16 protein-coding genes are annotated in these 17500 nt (G+C 71.7%); 13 read left to right on the top strand and 3 right to left on the bottom strand.

Annotated features, from left to right (window positions below):
• Nucleotides 1-117 precede the first annotated feature (117 nt).
• The 8 genes from AB0G17_RS36755 to AB0G17_RS36720 all read left to right on the top strand — a co-directional run bounded on the left by AB0G17_RS36755 (nucleotide 118) and on the right by AB0G17_RS36720 (nucleotide 7086).
• On the top strand, nucleotides 118-762 hold the full coding sequence (locus tag AB0G17_RS36755; protein ID WP_361392452.1) for an HAD family hydrolase: 645 nt from the start codon (nucleotides 118-120) through the stop codon (nucleotides 760-762).
• 61 nt (nucleotides 763-823) lie between these two features.
• Nucleotides 824-2020: an MFS transporter gene (locus tag AB0G17_RS36750; RefSeq protein ID WP_361392449.1), complete on the top strand. Its 1197-nt coding sequence runs from the start codon at nucleotides 824-826 to the stop codon at nucleotides 2018-2020.
• Entirely contained in the window at nucleotides 1989-3152 is a 1164-nt protein-coding gene (locus AB0G17_RS36745; RefSeq protein WP_361392446.1) for an acetoin utilization protein AcuC, read from the top strand. The genes AB0G17_RS36750 and AB0G17_RS36745 overlap by 32 nt, the downstream gene beginning before the upstream one ends.
• A 150-nt stretch (nucleotides 3153-3302) precedes the next feature.
• Entirely contained in the window at nucleotides 3303-4118 is an 816-nt protein-coding gene (locus tag AB0G17_RS36740; RefSeq protein WP_361392443.1) for a phosphatase, read from the top strand.
• Between the two features lie 128 nt (nucleotides 4119-4246).
• Complete coding sequence (locus tag AB0G17_RS36735; RefSeq protein ID WP_123975194.1) at nucleotides 4247-4456, top strand: helix-turn-helix domain-containing protein; 210 nt, start codon at nucleotides 4247-4249, stop codon at nucleotides 4454-4456.
• A gap of 109 nt (nucleotides 4457-4565) precedes the next feature.
• Nucleotides 4566-4664 carry an AURKAIP1/COX24 domain-containing protein gene (locus tag AB0G17_RS36730; protein ID WP_003948845.1) on the top strand — a complete coding sequence of 33 codons (99 nt, stop codon included), beginning with the start codon at nucleotides 4566-4568 and terminating at the stop codon, nucleotides 4662-4664.
• A 194-nt stretch (nucleotides 4665-4858) separates the two neighbouring features.
• Complete coding sequence (locus AB0G17_RS36725; protein ID WP_361392440.1) at nucleotides 4859-5935, top strand: NAD-dependent epimerase/dehydratase family protein; 1077 nt, start codon at nucleotides 4859-4861, stop codon at nucleotides 5933-5935.
• Nucleotides 5936-5949: 14 nt separating this feature from the next.
• Nucleotides 5950-7086, top strand: a complete 1137-nt coding sequence (locus AB0G17_RS36720; protein WP_361392437.1) for a lysophospholipid acyltransferase family protein — start codon at nucleotides 5950-5952, stop codon at nucleotides 7084-7086.
• Nucleotides 7087-7150: 64 nt separating this feature from the next.
• Here AB0G17_RS36720 and AB0G17_RS36715 read toward each other — a convergent pair whose 3' ends face one another.
• The 3 genes from AB0G17_RS36715 to AB0G17_RS36705 form a co-directional block, all read right to left on the bottom strand.
• Entirely contained in the window at nucleotides 7151-8332 is a 1182-nt protein-coding gene (locus AB0G17_RS36715) for a DUF5667 domain-containing protein (protein WP_361392434.1), read from the bottom strand.
• 277 nt (nucleotides 8333-8609) lie between these two features.
• On the bottom strand, nucleotides 8610-9398 hold the full coding sequence (locus AB0G17_RS36710) for an ECF subfamily RNA polymerase sigma factor, BldN family (RefSeq protein WP_361392431.1): 789 nt from the start codon (nucleotides 9396-9398) through the stop codon (nucleotides 8610-8612).
• Nucleotides 9399-10278: 880 nt separating this feature from the next.
• Nucleotides 10279-11250 carry an HAD-IB family hydrolase gene (locus AB0G17_RS36705; protein ID WP_361392428.1) on the bottom strand — a complete coding sequence of 324 codons (972 nt, stop codon included), beginning with the start codon at nucleotides 11248-11250 and terminating at the stop codon, nucleotides 10279-10281.
• Between the two features lie 290 nt (nucleotides 11251-11540).
• Here AB0G17_RS36705 and AB0G17_RS36700 point away from each other — a divergent pair, with 290 nt between their 5' ends.
• From AB0G17_RS36700 to AB0G17_RS36680, 5 genes are all read left to right on the top strand, one after another.
• Nucleotides 11541-11840 carry a glutaredoxin family protein gene (locus AB0G17_RS36700; protein ID WP_361392425.1) on the top strand — a complete coding sequence of 100 codons (300 nt, stop codon included), beginning with the start codon at nucleotides 11541-11543 and terminating at the stop codon, nucleotides 11838-11840.
• A gap of 354 nt (nucleotides 11841-12194) precedes the next feature.
• Nucleotides 12195-12977, top strand: a complete 783-nt coding sequence (locus AB0G17_RS36695; protein WP_361392423.1) for a redox-sensing transcriptional repressor Rex — start codon at nucleotides 12195-12197, stop codon at nucleotides 12975-12977.
• Nucleotides 12974-14581 carry a glutamyl-tRNA reductase gene (locus tag AB0G17_RS36690; protein ID WP_361392420.1) on the top strand — a complete coding sequence of 536 codons (1608 nt, stop codon included), beginning with the start codon at nucleotides 12974-12976 and terminating at the stop codon, nucleotides 14579-14581. The genes AB0G17_RS36695 and AB0G17_RS36690 overlap by 4 nt, the downstream gene beginning before the upstream one ends.
• On the top strand, nucleotides 14578-15552 hold the full coding sequence (gene hemC / locus AB0G17_RS36685) for a hydroxymethylbilane synthase (protein ID WP_361392417.1): 975 nt from the start codon (nucleotides 14578-14580) through the stop codon (nucleotides 15550-15552). Before AB0G17_RS36690 ends, hemC begins: the two co-directional genes overlap by 4 nt.
• Nucleotides 15549-17213: a uroporphyrinogen-III synthase gene (locus AB0G17_RS36680; RefSeq protein ID WP_361392414.1), complete on the top strand. Its 1665-nt coding sequence runs from the start codon at nucleotides 15549-15551 to the stop codon at nucleotides 17211-17213. The genes hemC and AB0G17_RS36680 overlap by 4 nt, the downstream gene beginning before the upstream one ends.
• The last annotated feature ends 287 nt before the right edge of the window (nucleotides 17214-17500 follow it).

Here is a 17500-nt window from a genome sequence, read left to right as displayed (position 1 = left end):
TACTGCAGGGGGGACCCTGTGGGAGAGTAGGACGCCGCCGAACAAATTTTGGGAAAAGCCCCGTACCGGATTCCGGTACGGGGCTTTTCTGCGTTTACCGCCGTTTAGGGTCGAGCCATGCGCTATGACCTCATCATCTTCGACAACGACGGCGTGCTCGTCGACAGCGAGCCGATCTCGAACACCATCCTCGCCGGGTACCTGACCGAGCTGGGCTTTCCCACCTCGTACGAGGAATCCATTCGCGACTACATGGGCTCCGCCATGCACCGCGTCCACGAGCTGATCCAGGAGCGGACCGGCCAGGCGCTGCCCGCCGACTTCGACGACGCGTTCCACGGCCGTGTCTTCACCGCCTTCGAGCGGGAGCTCCAGCCGGTGGCCGGGGCCGCTGACGTACTCGCGAAGCTGGTGGCCGACGGGGTGCCGTACTGCGTCGCCTCGTCCGGGAGTCATGAGCGGATCCGGGTCGGGCACCGGACGACCGGGCTCGACGAGTGGTTCGAGGAGGAGTGGGTGTTCTCCTCGCAGGACGTCGGGCGCGGGAAGCCGGCGCCGGATCTGTTCCTGTACGCCGCCGAGCGCATGGGCGTCGCGCCGGAGCGGTGTGCCGTCGTCGAGGACAGCCCGCTCGGGGTGCAGGCCGCCCTGGCCGCCGGGATGGACGTGTACGGGTTCACCGCCATGACGCCGCAGGAGCGGCTCCAGGGCTCCACGGAGTTCTTCTCCGACATGGCACAGCTGCGCGAATTGCTCGGGTGATCCATCTACCCAGGAGTAGGTCACGGGCCTAAGCTCTGCGGCCATGACACGGTCCGCGGCCATGACAGACGCGCGCCTGCGGCACGGCCGCGGCTCCCTCGCGCTGAGCTTCTTCGCGCAGGGCATCGCCTTTGCGCTCCTGGTGACCCGGATTCCGGCCATCCAGGACCAGTACGGGATATCCGACGGCCTGCTGCCGGTGTTCCTCGCCGCCGTGCCGATCCTCGCCGGGGCCGGGAGCGTCACCACTGAGTACCTGGTGAAGCGGGTACCGCCGAGCACGGTGCTGCGGTGGGTGCAGCCGGTGGTGATGCTGGCGCTGCTCGGGGTCGCGGCCGGGGACCGGATGTGGCAGGCAGCCGTCTCGCTCGGGGTGTTCGGGCTGGCCGTCGGCGGGCTCGACGCGTCCATGAACATGCTGGGGATCAGCCTCCAGCGGGCCTACGGGCGCAGCATCATCCTCGGTTTCCACGCCGCGTACAGCCTCGGCGGGATCATCGGGGCCTCGCTCGCCTGGGTGGGGGCGCACTGGGACCTCTCGCTGTTCGTCTCGTATCTGCCGATCGTCGCCGTGATGGTGCCGGTGTGTCTGGCCGGGAGCCGGTGGTACGTGGACGGGGAGCCGGTGGAGGCGGAGCCGGCGGCGGACGGCGGCAAGCCCCTCGTCTTCCGGCTGCTGCTGCCGCTCTGCCTGGTCATGTCCTTCGCGTACATCGGTGATTCGACCGTCTCCAACTGGAGCGCGAAGTACCTCCAGGACGTGCTCGGCAGCTCCGAGCAGCTGTCGACCGTCCCGTACAACGTCTACATGGTCACGGCGCTGCTCGGGCGGGCGGTCGGGGACCTGGGGGTGCGGCGGTTCGGGGCGGTGGCCGTGGTGCGGCTGGGGACCGTGATGGCGGGTGCCGGGTTCGCGGTGGTCGCGGTGGCGCCGGGGCCGTGGGTGGGGATGCTCGGGTTCACGCTGCTCGGGTTCGGGCTCTGCGTCATCGTGCCGCAGACGTTCGCGGCGGCCGGGCGGCTGTTCCCGCACGCCTCGGACGCGGCGATCGCGCGGCTCAACATCTTCAACTACGTGGGGTTCCTCGTCGGGTCGCCGCTGGTCGGCGGGCTGGGGGACGCGTGGAGCTACCGGGGCGCCATGCTGGTGCCGATGGTGCTGGTCCTGCTGACGCTCGTGTACGCCCGGTCGTTCGGCGCGGAGGGCGCCCGATACGGTGGCGGGCATGAGCGGCCGCGCACTGTTGATGTGGGATGACGCCGTCACGGCGTACGACTTCGGACCGAGCCATCCGATGGATCCGGTACGGCTCTCGCTGACCATGGGGTTGGTGCGGGCGTACGGGCTGGACAAGGCGGTCGATGTGGTGGCCGCGCCGGCCGCCGGGGACTCGACGCTGCGGCTCGTCCACCGCGAGGACTATGTGGCGGCCGTGCGGGCCGCCTCGGCGGATCCCACGCATGCCGACCAGTCGTACGGGCTGGGGACCGTGGACGATCCCGCATTCGCCGGGATGCACGAGGCGTCCGCGCTGATCGCGGGGCAGTCCGTGGGGGCCACCGAGGCGGTGTGGCGCGGGGACGCGGCGCACGCGGTGAACTTCGCGGGCGGGCTGCACCACGCGATGCCGGGCGGGGCGGCGGGCTTCTGCATCTACAACGACGCGGCGCTGGCGATCGCCCGCCTCCTTGAGCTGGGGGCGGAGCGGGTCGCGTACGTGGATGTGGACGTGCACCACGGGGACGGGGTGCAGACGGCGTTCTGGGACGACCCCAGGGTGATGACGATCTCGCTGCACGAGCATCCCCGGCTGCTGTTCCCCGGGACGGGGTGGCCGGAGGAGACGGACGCGCACGGGACGGCCGTCAATGTGGCGCTGCCGGCCGGGACCGGGGACGAGGGGTGGCTGCGGGCCTTCCACTCCGTGGTGCCGGAGCTGCTGGCCGAGTTCCGCCCCCAGGTGCTGGTGACGCAGCACGGCGCGGACACGCACTTCGAGGACCCGCTGGCGCATCTGGCGGTCTCGCTGGACGCCCAGCGGGCGGTGCAGGAGGCGTGCCACGCGCTGGCACACGAGCACGTGGCAGGCGGGAAGTGGGTGGCCCTGGGGGGCGGGGGGTACGCGGTGGTGGACGTGGTGCCGCGCTCGTGGACGCATCTGGTGGGGGTCGCGGGGCATGCGCCGGTGCCGCCGGCGTCGGTGATCCCTTCGTCCTGGCGGGACGAGGTGTTCGCTCGTACGCGGCAGTTGGGGCCGGGGCGGATGACGGATGGGCGGGTGGTGCTGTGGCGTGACTGGGAGTCGGGATACGACCCGGCGGACCGGCTGGATCAGGCGGTTCTGGCGACGCGGCGGGCGGTGTATCCGTTGCGGGGGTTGTTGGCGTAGGGGGATTCCCCGCCCCGCCCCTTCGGTGTGTGGCTGGTCGCGCAGGTCTCCGCGTCCCTTCAGGGCCAGGGGCCGGGGGCGTTACGCCAACTGTGCGTACTCTGTCCGGTTTTCGGCCCCCCGGGTCCTCTCCTGCGGGAGCATCGGGGGGTGTTGAGCACCGGGGCGCTGCGGGCGCATCTGTTGGCCGCGCGGCTGGCCGGGCCTGTGGCCACGTCGCGGGAGGAGAGCCTGCGCAGTTATCGGCTGTTCGCGGCCCGGGACCCGCGCGTCACGCTGGGCCTGGACCCCGAATGGGGGTGGGGCGAGCGGGACTTGCTGCGGCTCATGGCGGACAAGTGCGGGGTGAGCCCGGATCCGGCGCATGTGACCGGGCCCGATGTGATCGACCCGGAGCGGACGCTCGCCGGGCTCGACGCGCTGGCCGCCCGGATCCAGGACGTGGCCGCGCGGCGCGGCGCCGTACTCTTCGGAACCGGGCATCCGCACCGGCTGCTCGCCTTCTACGCCGCTCTCGCGGACGCTTTGTCGGCGGCCGGATGTGATGTCCTCACCCCCGCGCAGGGGCGATGTGTCGACATAACGACCCGGTTCGGGGTACGTACGTACAACCTTGACTACGTACGAGGAGTCGCGTTGGTGCGGGAACCCGGCGCGCGGAGCGCCGGGAGTGAGGCCGGCGCACACACCCATTCACCGCTGCCGGTTCGGGTGGCTCTGGGAGCCGCCGCGACCCTGCGGGGGCGGCTGCCGGACCTCGTCGTGGGGGACCACGGATGGGTCTGCGGGGCAGGTCAGCTGGGTATCGAGGCGGTCGGCCTGGCCGATACGGACGATCCCGCGCTGTTCGTCGGAGAGGCCGAGGGGCGGGTGTCCGTAGCCGTTCCGCTTGATGACGCTGTGCGGTCTGATTACTACCGGCCGCTTACTCGCTATGTACTCAATCGAGCGTGTCTGTCACAGTAGGCGGCCGTTGGCAGCTCCTCTTCCCCACTCGCACCACCCGCCCCTAGTCTGGGGAGTGAGCGCACAGCGACGAAGAGTCACCGGAGGGGAAGCCGGTGCGCGTCGGGTGCGGAAGGTACAGGTGGGTCATGGCTGCTGATCAGAGGCCTCTGAACGAGGTCGTGTTCCTCACCGTGGCAGAAGTCGCCGCGGTGATGCGAGTGTCGAAGATGACCGTGTACCGGTTGGTGCACAGCGGTCATCTGCCGGCGATCCGGGTGGGCAGGTCGTTCAGGGTCCCGGAACAGGCGGTTCACGAGTACCTCCGAGAGTCCTATGTGGGGGTGGAGACAGCCTGACGATCCCCTCGGTTACGACCTCGACGCTCTGGCGGGTAGGCTAGCCCCTCGTAGGTCGTGTGGGCCCAGACGCCCCGCACCGAGTGAAGAGAAGTGAGCGAGGGTAGTCGTGGGCTCTGTTATCAAGAAGCGGCGCAAGCGGATGGCTAAGAAGAAGCACCGCAAGCTGCTCAAGCGCACCCGCGTTCAGCGTCGCAACAAGAAGTAAGCGGCAGCTGTACGTGAATTCGCAGCCCTTCCACCGTCCTGGTGGGAGGGCTGCGGTGCGTTCCGGCCGCATATCCCGTACGCCCTTTCGGCGCAGGTTTCCCGCCTCGCGCGACCACGCGGTCATCACCGGGCAACGTCCAGCCGCTACGGTGGCGCTCAGGGTGCATCTCAGGCCAAAGGAAGGCGCTGATCTTGGGGAAGGTCGTGCTCGTCACCGGAGTGGCCCGGCAGCTCGGAGGCCGTCTCGTACGGCGCATCCAGCGTGATCCGGAAGTGGACCGGGTGATCGGCGTGGACGCCGTGCCGCCCGGCCATCATCTGGGCGGAGCCGATTTCGTACGGGCGGACATACGGCAGCCCGCCATCGCCCGCGTGCTGGCGGAGCACGCCGTGGACACCGTCGTCCACATGGACGTGACCGGCACGCCGCTGGGGGCCGGCGGGCGGACGTCCGTGAAGGAAACCAACGTCATCGGCACCATGCAGCTGCTCGGCGCGTGCCAGAAGTCGCCGACGGTGCGGCGCCTGGTGGTGAAGTCGAGCACCAGCGTCTACGGGTCGGCCCCGCGCGATCCGGCCGTCTTCACCGAGACGACCCCGCCGAAGTCGCTGCCCAGCGGCGGCTTCGCGAAGGACGCCGTCGAAGTCGAGGGGTATGTGCGCGGCTTCGCGCGGCGCCGGCCCGATGTGGCGGTGTGCGTGCTGCGGTTCGCGAACATCCTGGGGCCGGGCGCGGACTCGCCGCTCGCCGAGTACTTCTCGCTGCCGGTGCTGCCGACCGTGTTCGGCTACGACCCGCGGCTCCAGTTCGTCCACGAGGACGACGTCATCGACGTGCTGCGCATCGCCTCGCAGGAGCCCCGGCGCGGAACGCTCAACAGCGGCACCTTCAACGTGGCCGGGGAGGGCGTGCTGCTGCTCTCGCAGTGTTCGCGGCGCCTGGGCAGGCCGACCGTGCCGGTGCTGCTGCCGGCGGTCCGCTGGGTGGGCTCGGCGCTGCGCTCGGTCGGCGTGAGCGACTTCTCGCCCGAGCAGATCAGGCTGCTCACCCACGGCAGGGTGGTGAGCACCACGCAGATGCGCGAGACGCTCGGGTTCGAGCCGAAGTACACGACGGCGGGGACGTTCGCCGACTTCGCGCGCAGCCGGGGTCCCGGGCTGCTGCCGCCGGACACGCTGGCGAGGGCCGTGGACGGGGTGGCGGCGCTGCCCTTCCGGCCGTTCGCCGGACGGTCCGCTTCCACTTTGTCCACTCCCGGCGCGGAATGAGGAGCTCACCCACGATGGCGGACGCCAAGGTCATTCCGTTCGACGACGATCGCTCGCGCGGCGGTGCGCAGCGCCCGGGGCGCCGCCGCCCCGGCGGGCGGCGGGGCGCGGCCCCGGAGGGGGCTGCCGAGGCGGCTCCCGCCCCGGTGAGCGCCCTGCCGGGCCAGCAGACCGTCTCCCAGGGGCGTCAGGGCCCCGAGGGCGGGCAGGGCGGCCGGGGGCCGCAGGAGGCCGCCGAGGCGGTCCCGCCGCAGAAGGGCGCCCTGCAGGACGGCGGGCGGCCGGGCAAGGACTCGCCGGAGCGGGCGGGCGGTGGCTGGGACCGGAGGGTCGCGGGCGGGCTCGCGTTCCTGCGGCGGCGGATCACCGGCGAGTACGAGGTCGACGAGTTCGGCTACGACAAGGAGCTCACCGACCAGGTCCTGATGTCCCTGATCCGGCCCTTCTACGAGAAGTACTTCCGGGTGGAGGTGAAGGGCGTCGAGAACATCCCGGCCGAGGGCGGGGCGCTGGTCGTCGCCAACCACTCCGGGACGCTGCCGCTGGACGGGCTGATGATGCAGGTGGCGGTGCACGACCACCATCCGGCGGGGCGGCACCTGCGGCTGCTCGCGGCGGACCTGGTGTTCATGCTGCCGGTCGTCAACGAGCTGGCCCGCAAGGCCGGGCACACCCTGGCCTGCGCGGAGGACGCCCAGGCGCTCCTGGAGCGGGGCGAGGTCGTCGGGGTGATGCCGGAGGGCTTCAAGGGCATCGGGAAGCCGTTCAGCGAGCGGTACAAGCTTCAGCGGTTCGGGCGGGGCGGGTTCGTGTCCACCGCGCTGCGGGCCGGGACGCCGATCGTGCCGTGCTCGATCGTCGGGGCCGAGGAGATCTACCCGATGATCGGCAACTCCAAGACGCTGGCCCGTCTCCTCGGCTTCCCGTACTTCCCGATCACGCCCACGTTCCCGTGGCTGGGGCCGGCCGGTCTGGTGCCGCTGCCGACGAAGTGGACGATCCAGTTCGGCGAGCCGATCCCGACCGACGGCTATCCGCCGGAGGCGGCGGAGGACCCGATGCTGATGTTCAACCTGACGGACCAGGTCCGGGAGCAGATCCAGCACACGCTGTACAAGCTGCTGGTGCAGCGGCGGTCGGTGTTCTTCTGACAGCTGTACGAGTGTGGGGCGCCGGTTCACCACCGGCGCCCCACACACGTACATACGCCTCCGGCTACTTCGGCGCGCCCTCGCCGTCGATGCCCAGGCCCGGGAGCAGGCCCGGCAGGAGCGGGGGCAGGGTGACGTCCGGGACCGGCGGCTTGGCCGGGGTGGTGCCGGACGTCGGGGGGGTGCTCTTCGACGGGGGGTCGAGGCGGCCGCCGGTGTTGCCGCCGAGCAGGCCCTCGTTCGGTTTGGTGCCCGGGGTGGAGGGTTGCGGCCTGGTGCCGCCGCCCGCCGTGCCGTGCGCCGGGGCCGAGGAGGCCGGGGCCGGGCGGGCCGTGTGGCTCGCCTCGCCCTGGTGCGTCGTGTCCGTACGGCCATGGGTCTTCGTCTTGGCCGGGGGGAGCATCGAACGCAGCGGCTCGACCTCTTGGTCTATGGCGACGAAGACGGAGGTGACCTGGTCGCCGACGTCGGTGAGCTGCGTGGGCAGTTTGCCTCGCAGCTTGCTCCAGCTGTCGCGGTGCGCCGAGGCGAACGACGACAGCGTGGCGATGGGGCTGAGCGAGCCGTCCTTGGCGTACGCGGCGTGGAGCAGTCGGTGGCCTTCGCTCACGTCGTGCTGCATACCGCTCAGCGTGCGGCGGACCTCGCTCAGCTGCTCGTGGTCGAGGTCGCCGGCGCGGCCCCGCTCCATCAGGCGGCGGGCTTCGCTGAGCCGGGTGGAGGCCTGGTCGAGGTAGATCCGGCCGCGGTCGGCGTCGTCGTCCGCCAGGTTGAGCTTGAGGTCCTCCATGCCGCGCTTCAGCCCGTACAGCGAGTCACCGGGGAGGGCGTCGGAGCTGGCAGCGGCCACGCCGCTGAACGCGCCCGCGGCCACACCGATGCTGAGGCCGCCCGCGGCGATGCCCTTCGACCAGCGGGAGCGGGGGCGCAATTTCCGGAGCGGGACCGCCCGGTGGGCGCCCCGGCCGGTCCGCTGCTCGGGCACCAGAGGGTCGGCGGCGCCACCCGAAGCGAACATCTGCTCCATGGCGGCCACGAGCAGCGCCCGCTGCTCCACCTTCACCTGTGGGTCCAGCTCCGGTTTCGGCAGTTCGCCGAGGACGGTCGCCAAGGTCAACAGGTCGGCTTCCGCCGTCTGTTCGACCGGGGCGTCCGGCGTGGCGGGGGGCTGCTGGGCCGCCGAGGCTTCTTCCAGGGCCTGGGCGAAGGCGTTCGCCCGCCGGTGCGCCGATACGTTCGCGATCACTGGCGGCACCTCCTCTCGTCATCACGGTCGACTCCCCAAGGGGCCTGGAAGGTTGCACGCCTTGAGCACATCCACACGATCGAGTGAGCGGAGGTGGACATCGCGTGACCACAGGGAGCCTGCATCCGGCACAACGACGGACGCGGCACTTGGGTTACGGACGAAGGATGATCGGACCACAGCGTGATCAGGGCACCACTGAGCGCTCACCGAAGGTGAGTCGGGCCGGTCCTCCCGGAGGCCTGCACGGCCTCCGGGGTCAGCGGGGTCAGCGGAATCAGCGGGCGTCTTCGGGGAGGAGCCGGGCGAGGGTGCGCACGGCGCGGTACTGGAGGGTCTTGATGGCGCCCTCGTTCTTGCCCATGACGCGGGCGGTCTCGGCGACCGAGAGGCCCTGCAGGAAGCGCAGCGTGACGCACTCCTGCTGCTGCGGATTGAGTTTCCGTACGGCTTCGAGGAGCGCGGCGTTGGAGAGGGACTCCAGGACGGAGTCCTCGGGCGAGCGCTCCACTTCGTTGGCGTCGAGCATTTCGCCTGTGGTCACTTCGAGGCGGAAACGGCTCGACTTGAAGTGGTCCGCGACCAGGTTGCGCGCGATCGTGACCAGCCAGGCGCCGAAGTCGCGGCCCTGCCAGGTGAAGGTGGAGATCCGGCGCAGGGCGCGCAGGAACGTCTCGCTGGTGAGGTCCTCGGCGGTGGCCTTGCCGCCGACGCGGTAGTAGATGTACCGGTACACCGTGTCGCTGTACTGGTCGTACAGGCGTCCGAAGGCGTCGGCCTCGCCCGCCTGGGCGCGCTCGACGAGGTCCATCATGCGGGCGCTGTCGCTGTCCGCGCTGGGGCGGCGGGCGGTCGGCGTCGCGGACGTGCCCGTGCTGCGGCCGCCGCTCCGTCTTCCGACCGCGGCACCGCCGTCTGCCAGCGCGTAGCAGGCACCGACGGGTGAGGCGGTGGCGAAGGCGGGGGCGGTGGCGTACGCGGTGGGGACGAAGACGCGCAGACGGTCGACGACCGCTGCGCGCAGCGTAGCCAGGCCCGAGGCGTCAACCCCGACGTGTGGGTACACGGGACTCCCAGAGGCAGAGCTTCCATCACGTGCAGTGCGGGACCGTTCACCCGCCGTGGCGATGTGTGGGTTCCGGTATGCGTTTGAGGAGAATAACGCTTCGTGCAGGGAGCACTACACCCAGTTGCTCAAATCGTCGATTCCGTCGCTTCTGTTACGTCTATGGGGCGGATTGGGTTGCGGAGTGTGAGCGGGTGGTGGCGGGTTGGTGATCGATGTTGATCGGTTGGGGGGTGGGATGTGGCCGGGTGGGGGGTGGGGGACTGGTGGGGGTTCCCTTCGGGTAGGGGGCCTGGTTCGGCCCCGGCCCACCCCTTCCCTCCGGGGGTGGGTGGGGGTTGAGGCGGGCTTCCCTGGGGCTACGCCCCCGGCCCCCGTGTGCGGAGCCTGCGGCCTCTGCACGCCGCCTACGGGCTTCGCCCCGGGCCCCTGTTTGTCTGCGGGCCCGCTGTGGCTGGTCGCGCAGTTCCCCGCGCCCCTTAAATGCCGCTGCGCGGCATCCCCGGGGGGTGCAGGGCTGTGTCATTTGTGGCTCCGCCGCGCGGGCCCGACCACCGGCGGGGCTCCGCCCCCGGGACCCTGTTTGTCTGCGGGCCCGCTGTGGCTGGTCGCGCAGTTCCCCGCGCCCCTTAAATGCCGCTGCGCGGCATCCCCGGGGCGCCCCGGAGGGGCGCTTCAGGGGCGCGGGGAACTGCGCGCTCAGCCCAGACGGACTCGCACGCGACCACCGGCCGGGCTTTCAGGGGCGCGGGGCTGTGACATGTGCGGCTCCGCCACGCGCACCCGGCCACCGGCCAGCGCTTTTAGGGGTGCGGGGAACTGCGCGACCAGCCCCCACCGGCCCGCAGGTGAAAGACGCAGCCCAAGCAGGGGCGTCGGCTCAGCGCCTGCGGCGGTGCAGGGCTACCGCTGCCGCCGTGCCGCCTGCCAGCGCGCCGACCCCCGCCGCCGCCGGGATGCCGACCTTCGCCGCCTTGCGGCCCGTGCGGTAGTCACGCAGGCGCCACTCCCTCGCCCGCGCGTGCTTGCGCAGCTTCGCGTCGGGGTTGATGGCGTAGGGGTGGCCCACCAGGGACAGCATGGGGATGTCGTTGTGGGAGTCGCTGTACGCCGCGCAGCGCGTGAGGTCCAGGCCCTCCGCCGCCGCCAGGGCGCGTACCGCCTCCGCCTTGGCCGGGCCGTGCAGGGGCTCGCCCACCAGGCGGCCGGTGTAGACGCCGTTCACGGACTCCGCGACCGTACCGAGCGCGCCCGTCAGGCCGAGCCGGCGCGCGATGATCGTCGCGGTCTCCACCGGCGCCGCCGTCACCAGCCACACCTTCTGGCCCGCGTCCAGATGCGCCTGGGCCAGCGCGCGCGTGCCGGGCCAGATGCGGTCCGCCATGTACTCGTCGTAGATCTCCTCGCCGATGGACATCAGCTCGGAGACGCGGTGGCCCTTGACGATCGACAGGGCGCTCTCGCGCGCGTCCTGCATGTGCTCGGGGTCCTCGACCCCGGCCAGCCGGAACCACGCCTGCTGCCAGGCGAACCGCGCCAGGTCGCGGCGCTGGAAGAACTTCCGCTTGTACAGGCCCCGCCCGAAGTGGAAGATCGCCGCGCCCTGCATCACCGTGTTGTCGAGGTCGAAGAAGGCGGCGGCCAGGTCGTCCCCGACGACGGGGAATTCCGGTTCCGACGGGGAGGAGAGGGATGCGGAATCCGTCGCGGACGCCTTTCTGGCTTCCGCCTCCGCCAGTTGCGCCAATTGCTGTTCGGACTTGCGGGCTGCCTCGGCTGCGGCCTCGCCGGCCAGCACGCTGCGGGCTGTCGCCGAGCGCCTACGCGGGGTGAGCCATCCCAGTACGGCCATGTCGTGAGCATAGCCAGTCTGTTCGGTCCCCTCCGACACGCCGGGATGCCGCCGTGTGAACTCTCCGGGGCCGGACTGTTAAACCCGCCGATGAACCGGCCGATATGGCGGTCGAGCGTCATCGGTCCGGGTCGGTCCGGGTCGGTCCGGGTCGGTCCGGGTCGGTCCGGCTCGGTCGGTCCGGGGCGGTCCGGGTCGGTCCGGCTCGGGTGGTCCGGGTCGGCCCGGGCCGATTCGGATCGGTCCCGCTCGTGCCGCCCCGCGCTTCCGCTTGGGCGGAGAATGGACTCATGAGTCCTCTCTTCCGTCGGGGGAAGTCCCCGCAGAGCCCCGGCCGGTCCGACCGGTCCGCCCCGCCGCTCGTCACGCTCATCGGCAAGCCCGGCTGTCACCTCTGCGACGACGCCCGGGCCGTCGTCGAGAGCGTGTGCGCCGAGACCGGTGCGGCGTGGGAGGAGAAGGACATCACTCAGGACGAGGCGCTGCACCGCGAGTACTGGGAGCAGATTCCGGTCGTCCTGGTCGACGGCGCGCAGCACACCTTCTGGCGCGTGGACCCCGCGCGCCTCAGGAGTGCGGTGGGCGCGTGAGGCGGGTGGGGCGGCTGTGGCCGCTCGTGTGCGCCCGTGCAACCGCGACCCTGTGATCGACCCCGTGATCGAGTGGGTGATCAGCGGTAGTTGCCGTTACCATCGAGGTCGTTTTGTCGCGTTCGGGGGTGACATCGTGGAGAGGTGTGTACGGTTTTGCCCCCTTCGGGTTCTCAACGGGTCGACTTCGCTGTCGGTTCCCGGAAATCGGCGCCGGTTCGCGTGAGCCCGGTCACTTTGCTCGGACAAAGCGGACACCATCTTTGTGCACGCGTTCACAAAGGCATAGCCTGCATTCGACGGGGCGGTCCTGGGACACATGGCCGCCTGCCTCGCTCATCCCGCAGGAGCACCGTGGCAACTGGCCGAACTCACCGACCGGCGACCCGTAGCCGAGGAATCCCCGAGGCCACCGTCGCCAGGCTTCCGCTGTATCTGCGTGCGCTGACCGGACTGTCGGAGCGCTCCGTACCCACGGTCTCCTCCGAGGAGCTGGCCGCGGCCGCGGGGGTCAACTCCGCGAAGCTGCGCAAGGACTTCTCGTACCTCGGCTCCTACGGGACCAGGGGCGTCGGCTACGACGTCGAGTACCTCGTCTACCAGATCTCACGCGAACTCGGCCTCACCCAGGACTGGCCCGTCGTCATCGTCGGCATCGGAAACCTGGGCGCGGCCCTCGCCAACTACGGCGGGTTCGCCTCCCGCGGCTTCCGGGTCGCCGCGCTGATCGACGCGGACCCCGCGATGGCGGGCAAGCCCGTCGCCGGGATCCCGGTGCAGCACTCCGACGACCTGGAGAAGATCATCAGCGACAACGGGGTCTCCATCGGCGTCATCGCGACGCCGGCGGGCGCCGCGCAGCCGGTCTGCGACCGCCTGGTCGCCGCCGGGGTCACCTCCATCCTGAACTTCGCGCCGACGGTCCTGTCGGTGCCCGAGGGCGTCGACGTACGCAAGGTCGACCTCTCCATCGAGCTGCAGATCCTCGCCTTCCACGAGCAGCGCAAGGCCGGTGAGGACGCGGCCGCGGCCGAGGCCGGCGGTGGCTCTGAGGTAGTGACGCCCGCGGTGCGCGGCGGCGCGGCCGTGGACCGGAAGGGACCCGACGGGGACATGCCCGCCGTGATGCCGGCATGAGCCTCCTGGTCGTCGGCCTCAGCCACCGCAGCGCCCCCGTCAGCATCCTGGAGCGGGCCTCCCTCTCCGCGGACACGCAGGTCAAGCTGTTGCAGGACACCCTGGCCGCGGAGCCCGCCGCCGAGGCGGCGGTCCTGGCCACCTGCAACCGGATCGAGCTGTACGCGGACGTGGACAAGTTCCACGCGGGCGTCGCCGAGCTCTCCACGCTGCTCGCCCAGCACAGCGGCGTCGGTCTGGAGGAGCTCACTCCGTATCTCTATGTGCACTACGAGGACCGGGCCGTCCACCACCTCTTCTCGGTGGCGTGCGGGCTGGACTCGATGGTCGTGGGCGAGGGGCAGATCCTCGGCCAGATCAAGGACACGCTCGCCCTGGGCCAGGAGCTGCACACCGCGGGCCGGCTCCTCAACGACCTGTTCCAGCAGGCCCTGCGGGTCGGCAAGCGCGCCCACAGCGAGACCGGCATCGACCGGGCCGGGCAGTCCCTGGTCACCTTCGGCCTGGAGCAGCTGGCCGTCGGCGTGCCGGTGGAGAGCTGGGCCAAGGACAAGCGCGCCCTGGTGATCGGCGCGGGCTCGATGTCCTCGCTGGCCGCGGCGACGCTGGCGCGCGCCGGAGTGCGCGAGGTGATCGTCGCCAACCGCACGTCCGCCCGCGCCGAGCGCCTGGCCGAGATCCTCAACGAGTCGGGCACGCCCGCCCGCGCCGTGGCGATGGCCGAGGTCGCGCGCGAACTGACACGAGTCGACGTGGCGGTCTCCTGTACGGGCGCGACCGGTCTGGTCCTGACGGCTGAGGCCGTCGCCGAGGCGGTCGGAGCCCCGGTCGCCGAGGCCCCGGCTCCCGCGAGCCAGGCACCCGCCGTCCCCGAGGGCTGCCCCGTCGACTTCGCCGCGACGGCCGCCGCCGGCGCCGGACTCGCCGCGTACACGGCGGTGGCCGAGGCCGAGGCCGTACGCGAACAGGGCGCGCCGGTCGACGCCGACTCCCTTGAGCTGCACGGCAGTTGGGCCGACAACGCCACCGGGGTCCGGCCCGCCGCCCGGCGCCGTATCCCCGCCCAGGCCGGGCCGGTCCGGCTCGCCCTGCTCGACCTCGCCATGCCGCGCGACATCGACGCCGCCGTCCACCGCATCCCCGGGGTGCGCCTGGTCGACATCGAGTCGCTCGCCGAGGCCTCCGCCGACGCGCCGATGGCCGCCGACGTGGACCAGGTGCGCTCGATCGTCTCCGACGAGGTCGCGGCCTTCGGTGCCGCCCAGCGCGCCGCGCACATCACGCCGACCGTGGTCGCGCTGCGCGCGATGGCCGCCGACGTGGTGGCCGGCGAGGTGGCGCGGCTGGAGGGGCGGCTGCCCGACCTCGACGAGAAGCAGCGCGCCGAGGTCACCCAGACCGTGCGCCGCGTCGTCGACAAGCTCCTGCACGCGCCGACCGTGCGGATCAAGCAGCTGGCGGCCGAGCCCGGCGGCGCCGGGTACGCGGACGCGCTGCGCACTCTCTTCGACCTCGACCCGGAGACGGTCGCCGCCGTGTCGCGGGCCGACCTGAACGACGTCGACGTCAAGAGCCGAGACGCGAAGAACCGAGGGCGGTCATGACCCAGAAAGCACTGAGGCTGGGGACCAGGCGCAGCATGCTCGCCATGGCCCAGTCCGGCCAGGTGGCCGACGCCGTACGGCAGTTGACCGGGCGCCCGGTCGAGCTGGTGGAGATCACCACGTACGGCGACACCTCGCGCGAGCACCTGGCGCAGATCGGCGGCACGGGCGTCTTCGTGACCGCGCTGCGCGACGCGCTGCTGCGCGGTGACGTCGACTTCGCGGTGCACTCGCTCAAGGACCTGCCGACCGCGCAGCCCGACGACCTCGTGCTCGCCGCCGTGCCGGTCCGCGAGGACCCGCGCGACGTGCTGGTGGCGCGCGACGGGCTGACCCTGACCGAGCTGGCCGCCGCCACCGAGGGCCGTCCGGTCCGCATAGGCACCGGCTCGCCCCGGCGCATGTCGCAGCTGAACGCGTACGCGCGCAGCCACGGCATCGCCATCGAAACCGTGCCGATCCGGGGGAACATCGACACCCGGATCGGATTCGCGCACAGCGGTGAACTCGACGCGGTGGTACTCGCCGCGGCCGGGCTCAGCCGTATCGGCAGGATCGGTGAGGTGACCGACTTCATTCCGGTCGACACCATGCTGCCCGCCCCCGGCCAGGGGGCACTGGCGATCGAGTGCACGGCAGACAATGCCGACCTCGCCGCCGCGCTCGCCGAGCTCGACGACCCGTACACCCGGGTCGCCGTGACCGCCGAGCGGTCCCTGCTCGCCGCCCTGGAGGCCGGCTGTTCCGCACCCGTGGGTGCCTACGCCGACCTTCTGGCCGACGGACAGGTTGTTCATGAGATGCGCCTGCGCGGCGTCGTCGGTACCACCGACGGCTCGACGCTGGTGCAGTTGTCCATCACCGGTCCCGTACCTGCGTCGCACGACGAAGCCGTGGCGCTCGGTCGCGAACTCGCGGACGAGATGCTTGCCAAGGGTGCGGCCGGTCTTATGGGGGAGCGAGCACTTTGAGCCCCACCAACTCCTCGAACCTTCCCGCCGTCTCCGCGCACGGGTGCGTCACCTTCCTCGGTGCCGGCCCAGGGGACCCGGGACTGCTGACGCTGCGCGCCGTGGAAGCGCTGGCGTCGGCCGATGTCCTGATCGCCGAGCCGGCTGTGCTCGACGTGGTTCGCGCGCATGCGCGGGCAGGTGTGGACACGCCTCAGCTGACGGTAGTTGACGAGGCATCAGCCACCGCAGGTGTCCCCGTGTTGCGGGACGCGGCCAATCTTGTCATGGAGGCCGCGCGCTCCGGCAGGCGGGTCGTCCGTGCCGTCTTCGGCGACCCCGGGCTCGACGGCAGCGCGGGTGACGAGATGCTCGCCTGCGCCACGGAGGGCATCCCCTTCGAGGTCGTTCCGGGCGTCGCGACGGCGGTGGGCGTACCCGCGTACGCCGGTGTCCCGCTCAGCGACACCTCGGGCGGCGCCGATGTGCGCTTCGTCGACGCGCGCGGTGCGGACGGGCGCTGCTGGACCGAGGTCGGCGCGAGCGACGGCACCGTCGTCGTCTCCGCGACCCTGGAGACGGTGGCCGCGGCGGCGGGCGAACTCGTCGCGGCGGGCCGCAAGCCCGACACTCCGATGACGGTGACGATCGCCGGCACGACCACGCGCCAGCGCACCTGGAACGCGACGCTCGGCTCGGTCGCCCAGGTCCTCAAGCAGGCGAAGGTGCTGCCGTCGCCGGACGGGCACCAGCCGGTCATAGCCGTGGTCGGTGAGCGCACCGCCGCCGCCCAGCGCGACCAGCTGTCGTGGTTCGAGTCCAAGCCGCTCTTCGGGTGGCGGGTGCTCGTACCGCGTACGAAGGAGCAGGCGGCGTCGCTCTCCGACCAACTGCGTTCGTACGGCGCGGTGCCGCACGAGGTGCCGACCATCGCCGTCGAGCCGCCGCGCACGCCGCAGCAGATGGAGCGCGCGGTCAAGGGCCTGGTGACGGGCCGCTACGAGTGGATCGCCTTCACCTCGGTGAACGCGGTCAAGGCGGTGCGCGAGAAGTTCGAGGAGTACGGGCTCGACGCGCGCGCGTTCGCGGGCATCAAGGTCGCGGCGGTGGGCGAGCAGACCGCGGCCTCGCTGGTCGAGTTCGGCGTGAAGCCGGATCTGGTGCCCAGCGGTGAGCAGTCGGCGGCGGGCCTCCTTGAGGACTGGCCGCCGTACGACCCGGTCTTCGACCCGATCGACCGGGTGTTCCTCCCCCGGGCGGACATCGCCACCGAGACGCTGGTGGCGGGCCTGATCGAGCTCGGCTGGGAGGTGGACGACGTCACGGCGTACCGCACCGTGCGCGCGTCGCCGCCGCCGGCCGACACCCGTGAGGCGATCAAGGGCGGTGGCTTCGACGCGGTGCTCTTCACGTCGTCGTCGACCGTGCGGAACCTGGTCGGGATCGCGGGCAAGCCGCACAACGTGACCGTGATCGCGTGCATCGGCCCGGCCACGGCCAAGACGGCCGAGGAGCACGGGCTGCGGGTGGACGTCATGGCTCCCGAGCCGTCGGTGCTGAAGCTGGCGGAGGCGCTGGCGGAGTTCGGTGCGGCGCGCCGCGTGGCGGCGGTGGAGGCGGGCGAACACGTGACGCGCCCGAGCGAGCGCCGGCCGGGGGCGCGGCGCCGTCGTACGACGTGAGTAGCCCCACCCCGCCCCTTCCCTAAACCCTCCGGGGGTGGGGGAGGGCTGGGGTGGGTGGGTTTCCCGGGGGCTGCGCCCCCGGACCCCGGGCGGGGCCTGCGGCCCCTGCACCCCGCTTCGGGGCTGCGCCCCGGGGTTTCCGTTCGTCTGCGGGCCGTCTGTGGCTGGTCGCGCAGTTCCCCGCGCCCCCGCGCCGGTCCGGGTGTCGGGTGAAAGCCGCGCCCACCCCCCCCCGGAGGACAAGAAAAAACATAAGAAGAACCTGGTGGGGGGGAAAAGTGGTT

Source organism: Streptomyces sp. NPDC023838 (assembly GCF_040639555.1).
Classification (GTDB): Bacteria; Actinomycetota; Actinomycetes; order Streptomycetales; family Streptomycetaceae; genus Streptomyces.
The sequence above is the reverse complement of the archived record's forward strand: the minus strand, read 5'-3'. Positions and strand labels throughout refer to the sequence as shown.

What these genes read in the sequence shown, in the direction of transcription:
- AB0G17_RS36755 (WP_361392452.1), top strand. Translation starts at nt 118, where the DNA reads ATGCGCTATGACCTCATCATCTTCGACAACGACGGCGTGCTCGTCGAC.
- AB0G17_RS36750 (WP_361392449.1), top strand. Translation starts at nt 824, where the DNA reads ATGACAGACGCGCGCCTGCGGCACGGCCGCGGCTCCCTCGCGCTGAGC.
- AB0G17_RS36745 (WP_361392446.1), top strand. Translation starts at nt 1,989, where the DNA reads ATGAGCGGCCGCGCACTGTTGATGTGGGATGACGCCGTCACGGCGTAC.
- AB0G17_RS36735 (WP_123975194.1), top strand. Translation starts at nt 4,247, where the DNA reads ATGGCTGCTGATCAGAGGCCTCTGAACGAGGTCGTGTTCCTCACCGTG.
- AB0G17_RS36720 (WP_361392437.1), top strand. Translation starts at nt 5,950, where the DNA reads ATGGCGGACGCCAAGGTCATTCCGTTCGACGACGATCGCTCGCGCGGC.
- AB0G17_RS36705 (WP_361392428.1), bottom strand. Translation starts at nt 11,250, where the DNA reads ATGGCCGTACTGGGATGGCTCACCCCGCGTAGGCGCTCGGCGACAGCC.
- AB0G17_RS36700 (WP_361392425.1), top strand. Translation starts at nt 11,541, where the DNA reads ATGAGTCCTCTCTTCCGTCGGGGGAAGTCCCCGCAGAGCCCCGGCCGG.
- AB0G17_RS36690 (WP_361392420.1), top strand. Translation starts at nt 12,974, where the DNA reads ATGAGCCTCCTGGTCGTCGGCCTCAGCCACCGCAGCGCCCCCGTCAGC.
- hemC (WP_361392417.1), top strand. Translation starts at nt 14,578, where the DNA reads ATGACCCAGAAAGCACTGAGGCTGGGGACCAGGCGCAGCATGCTCGCC.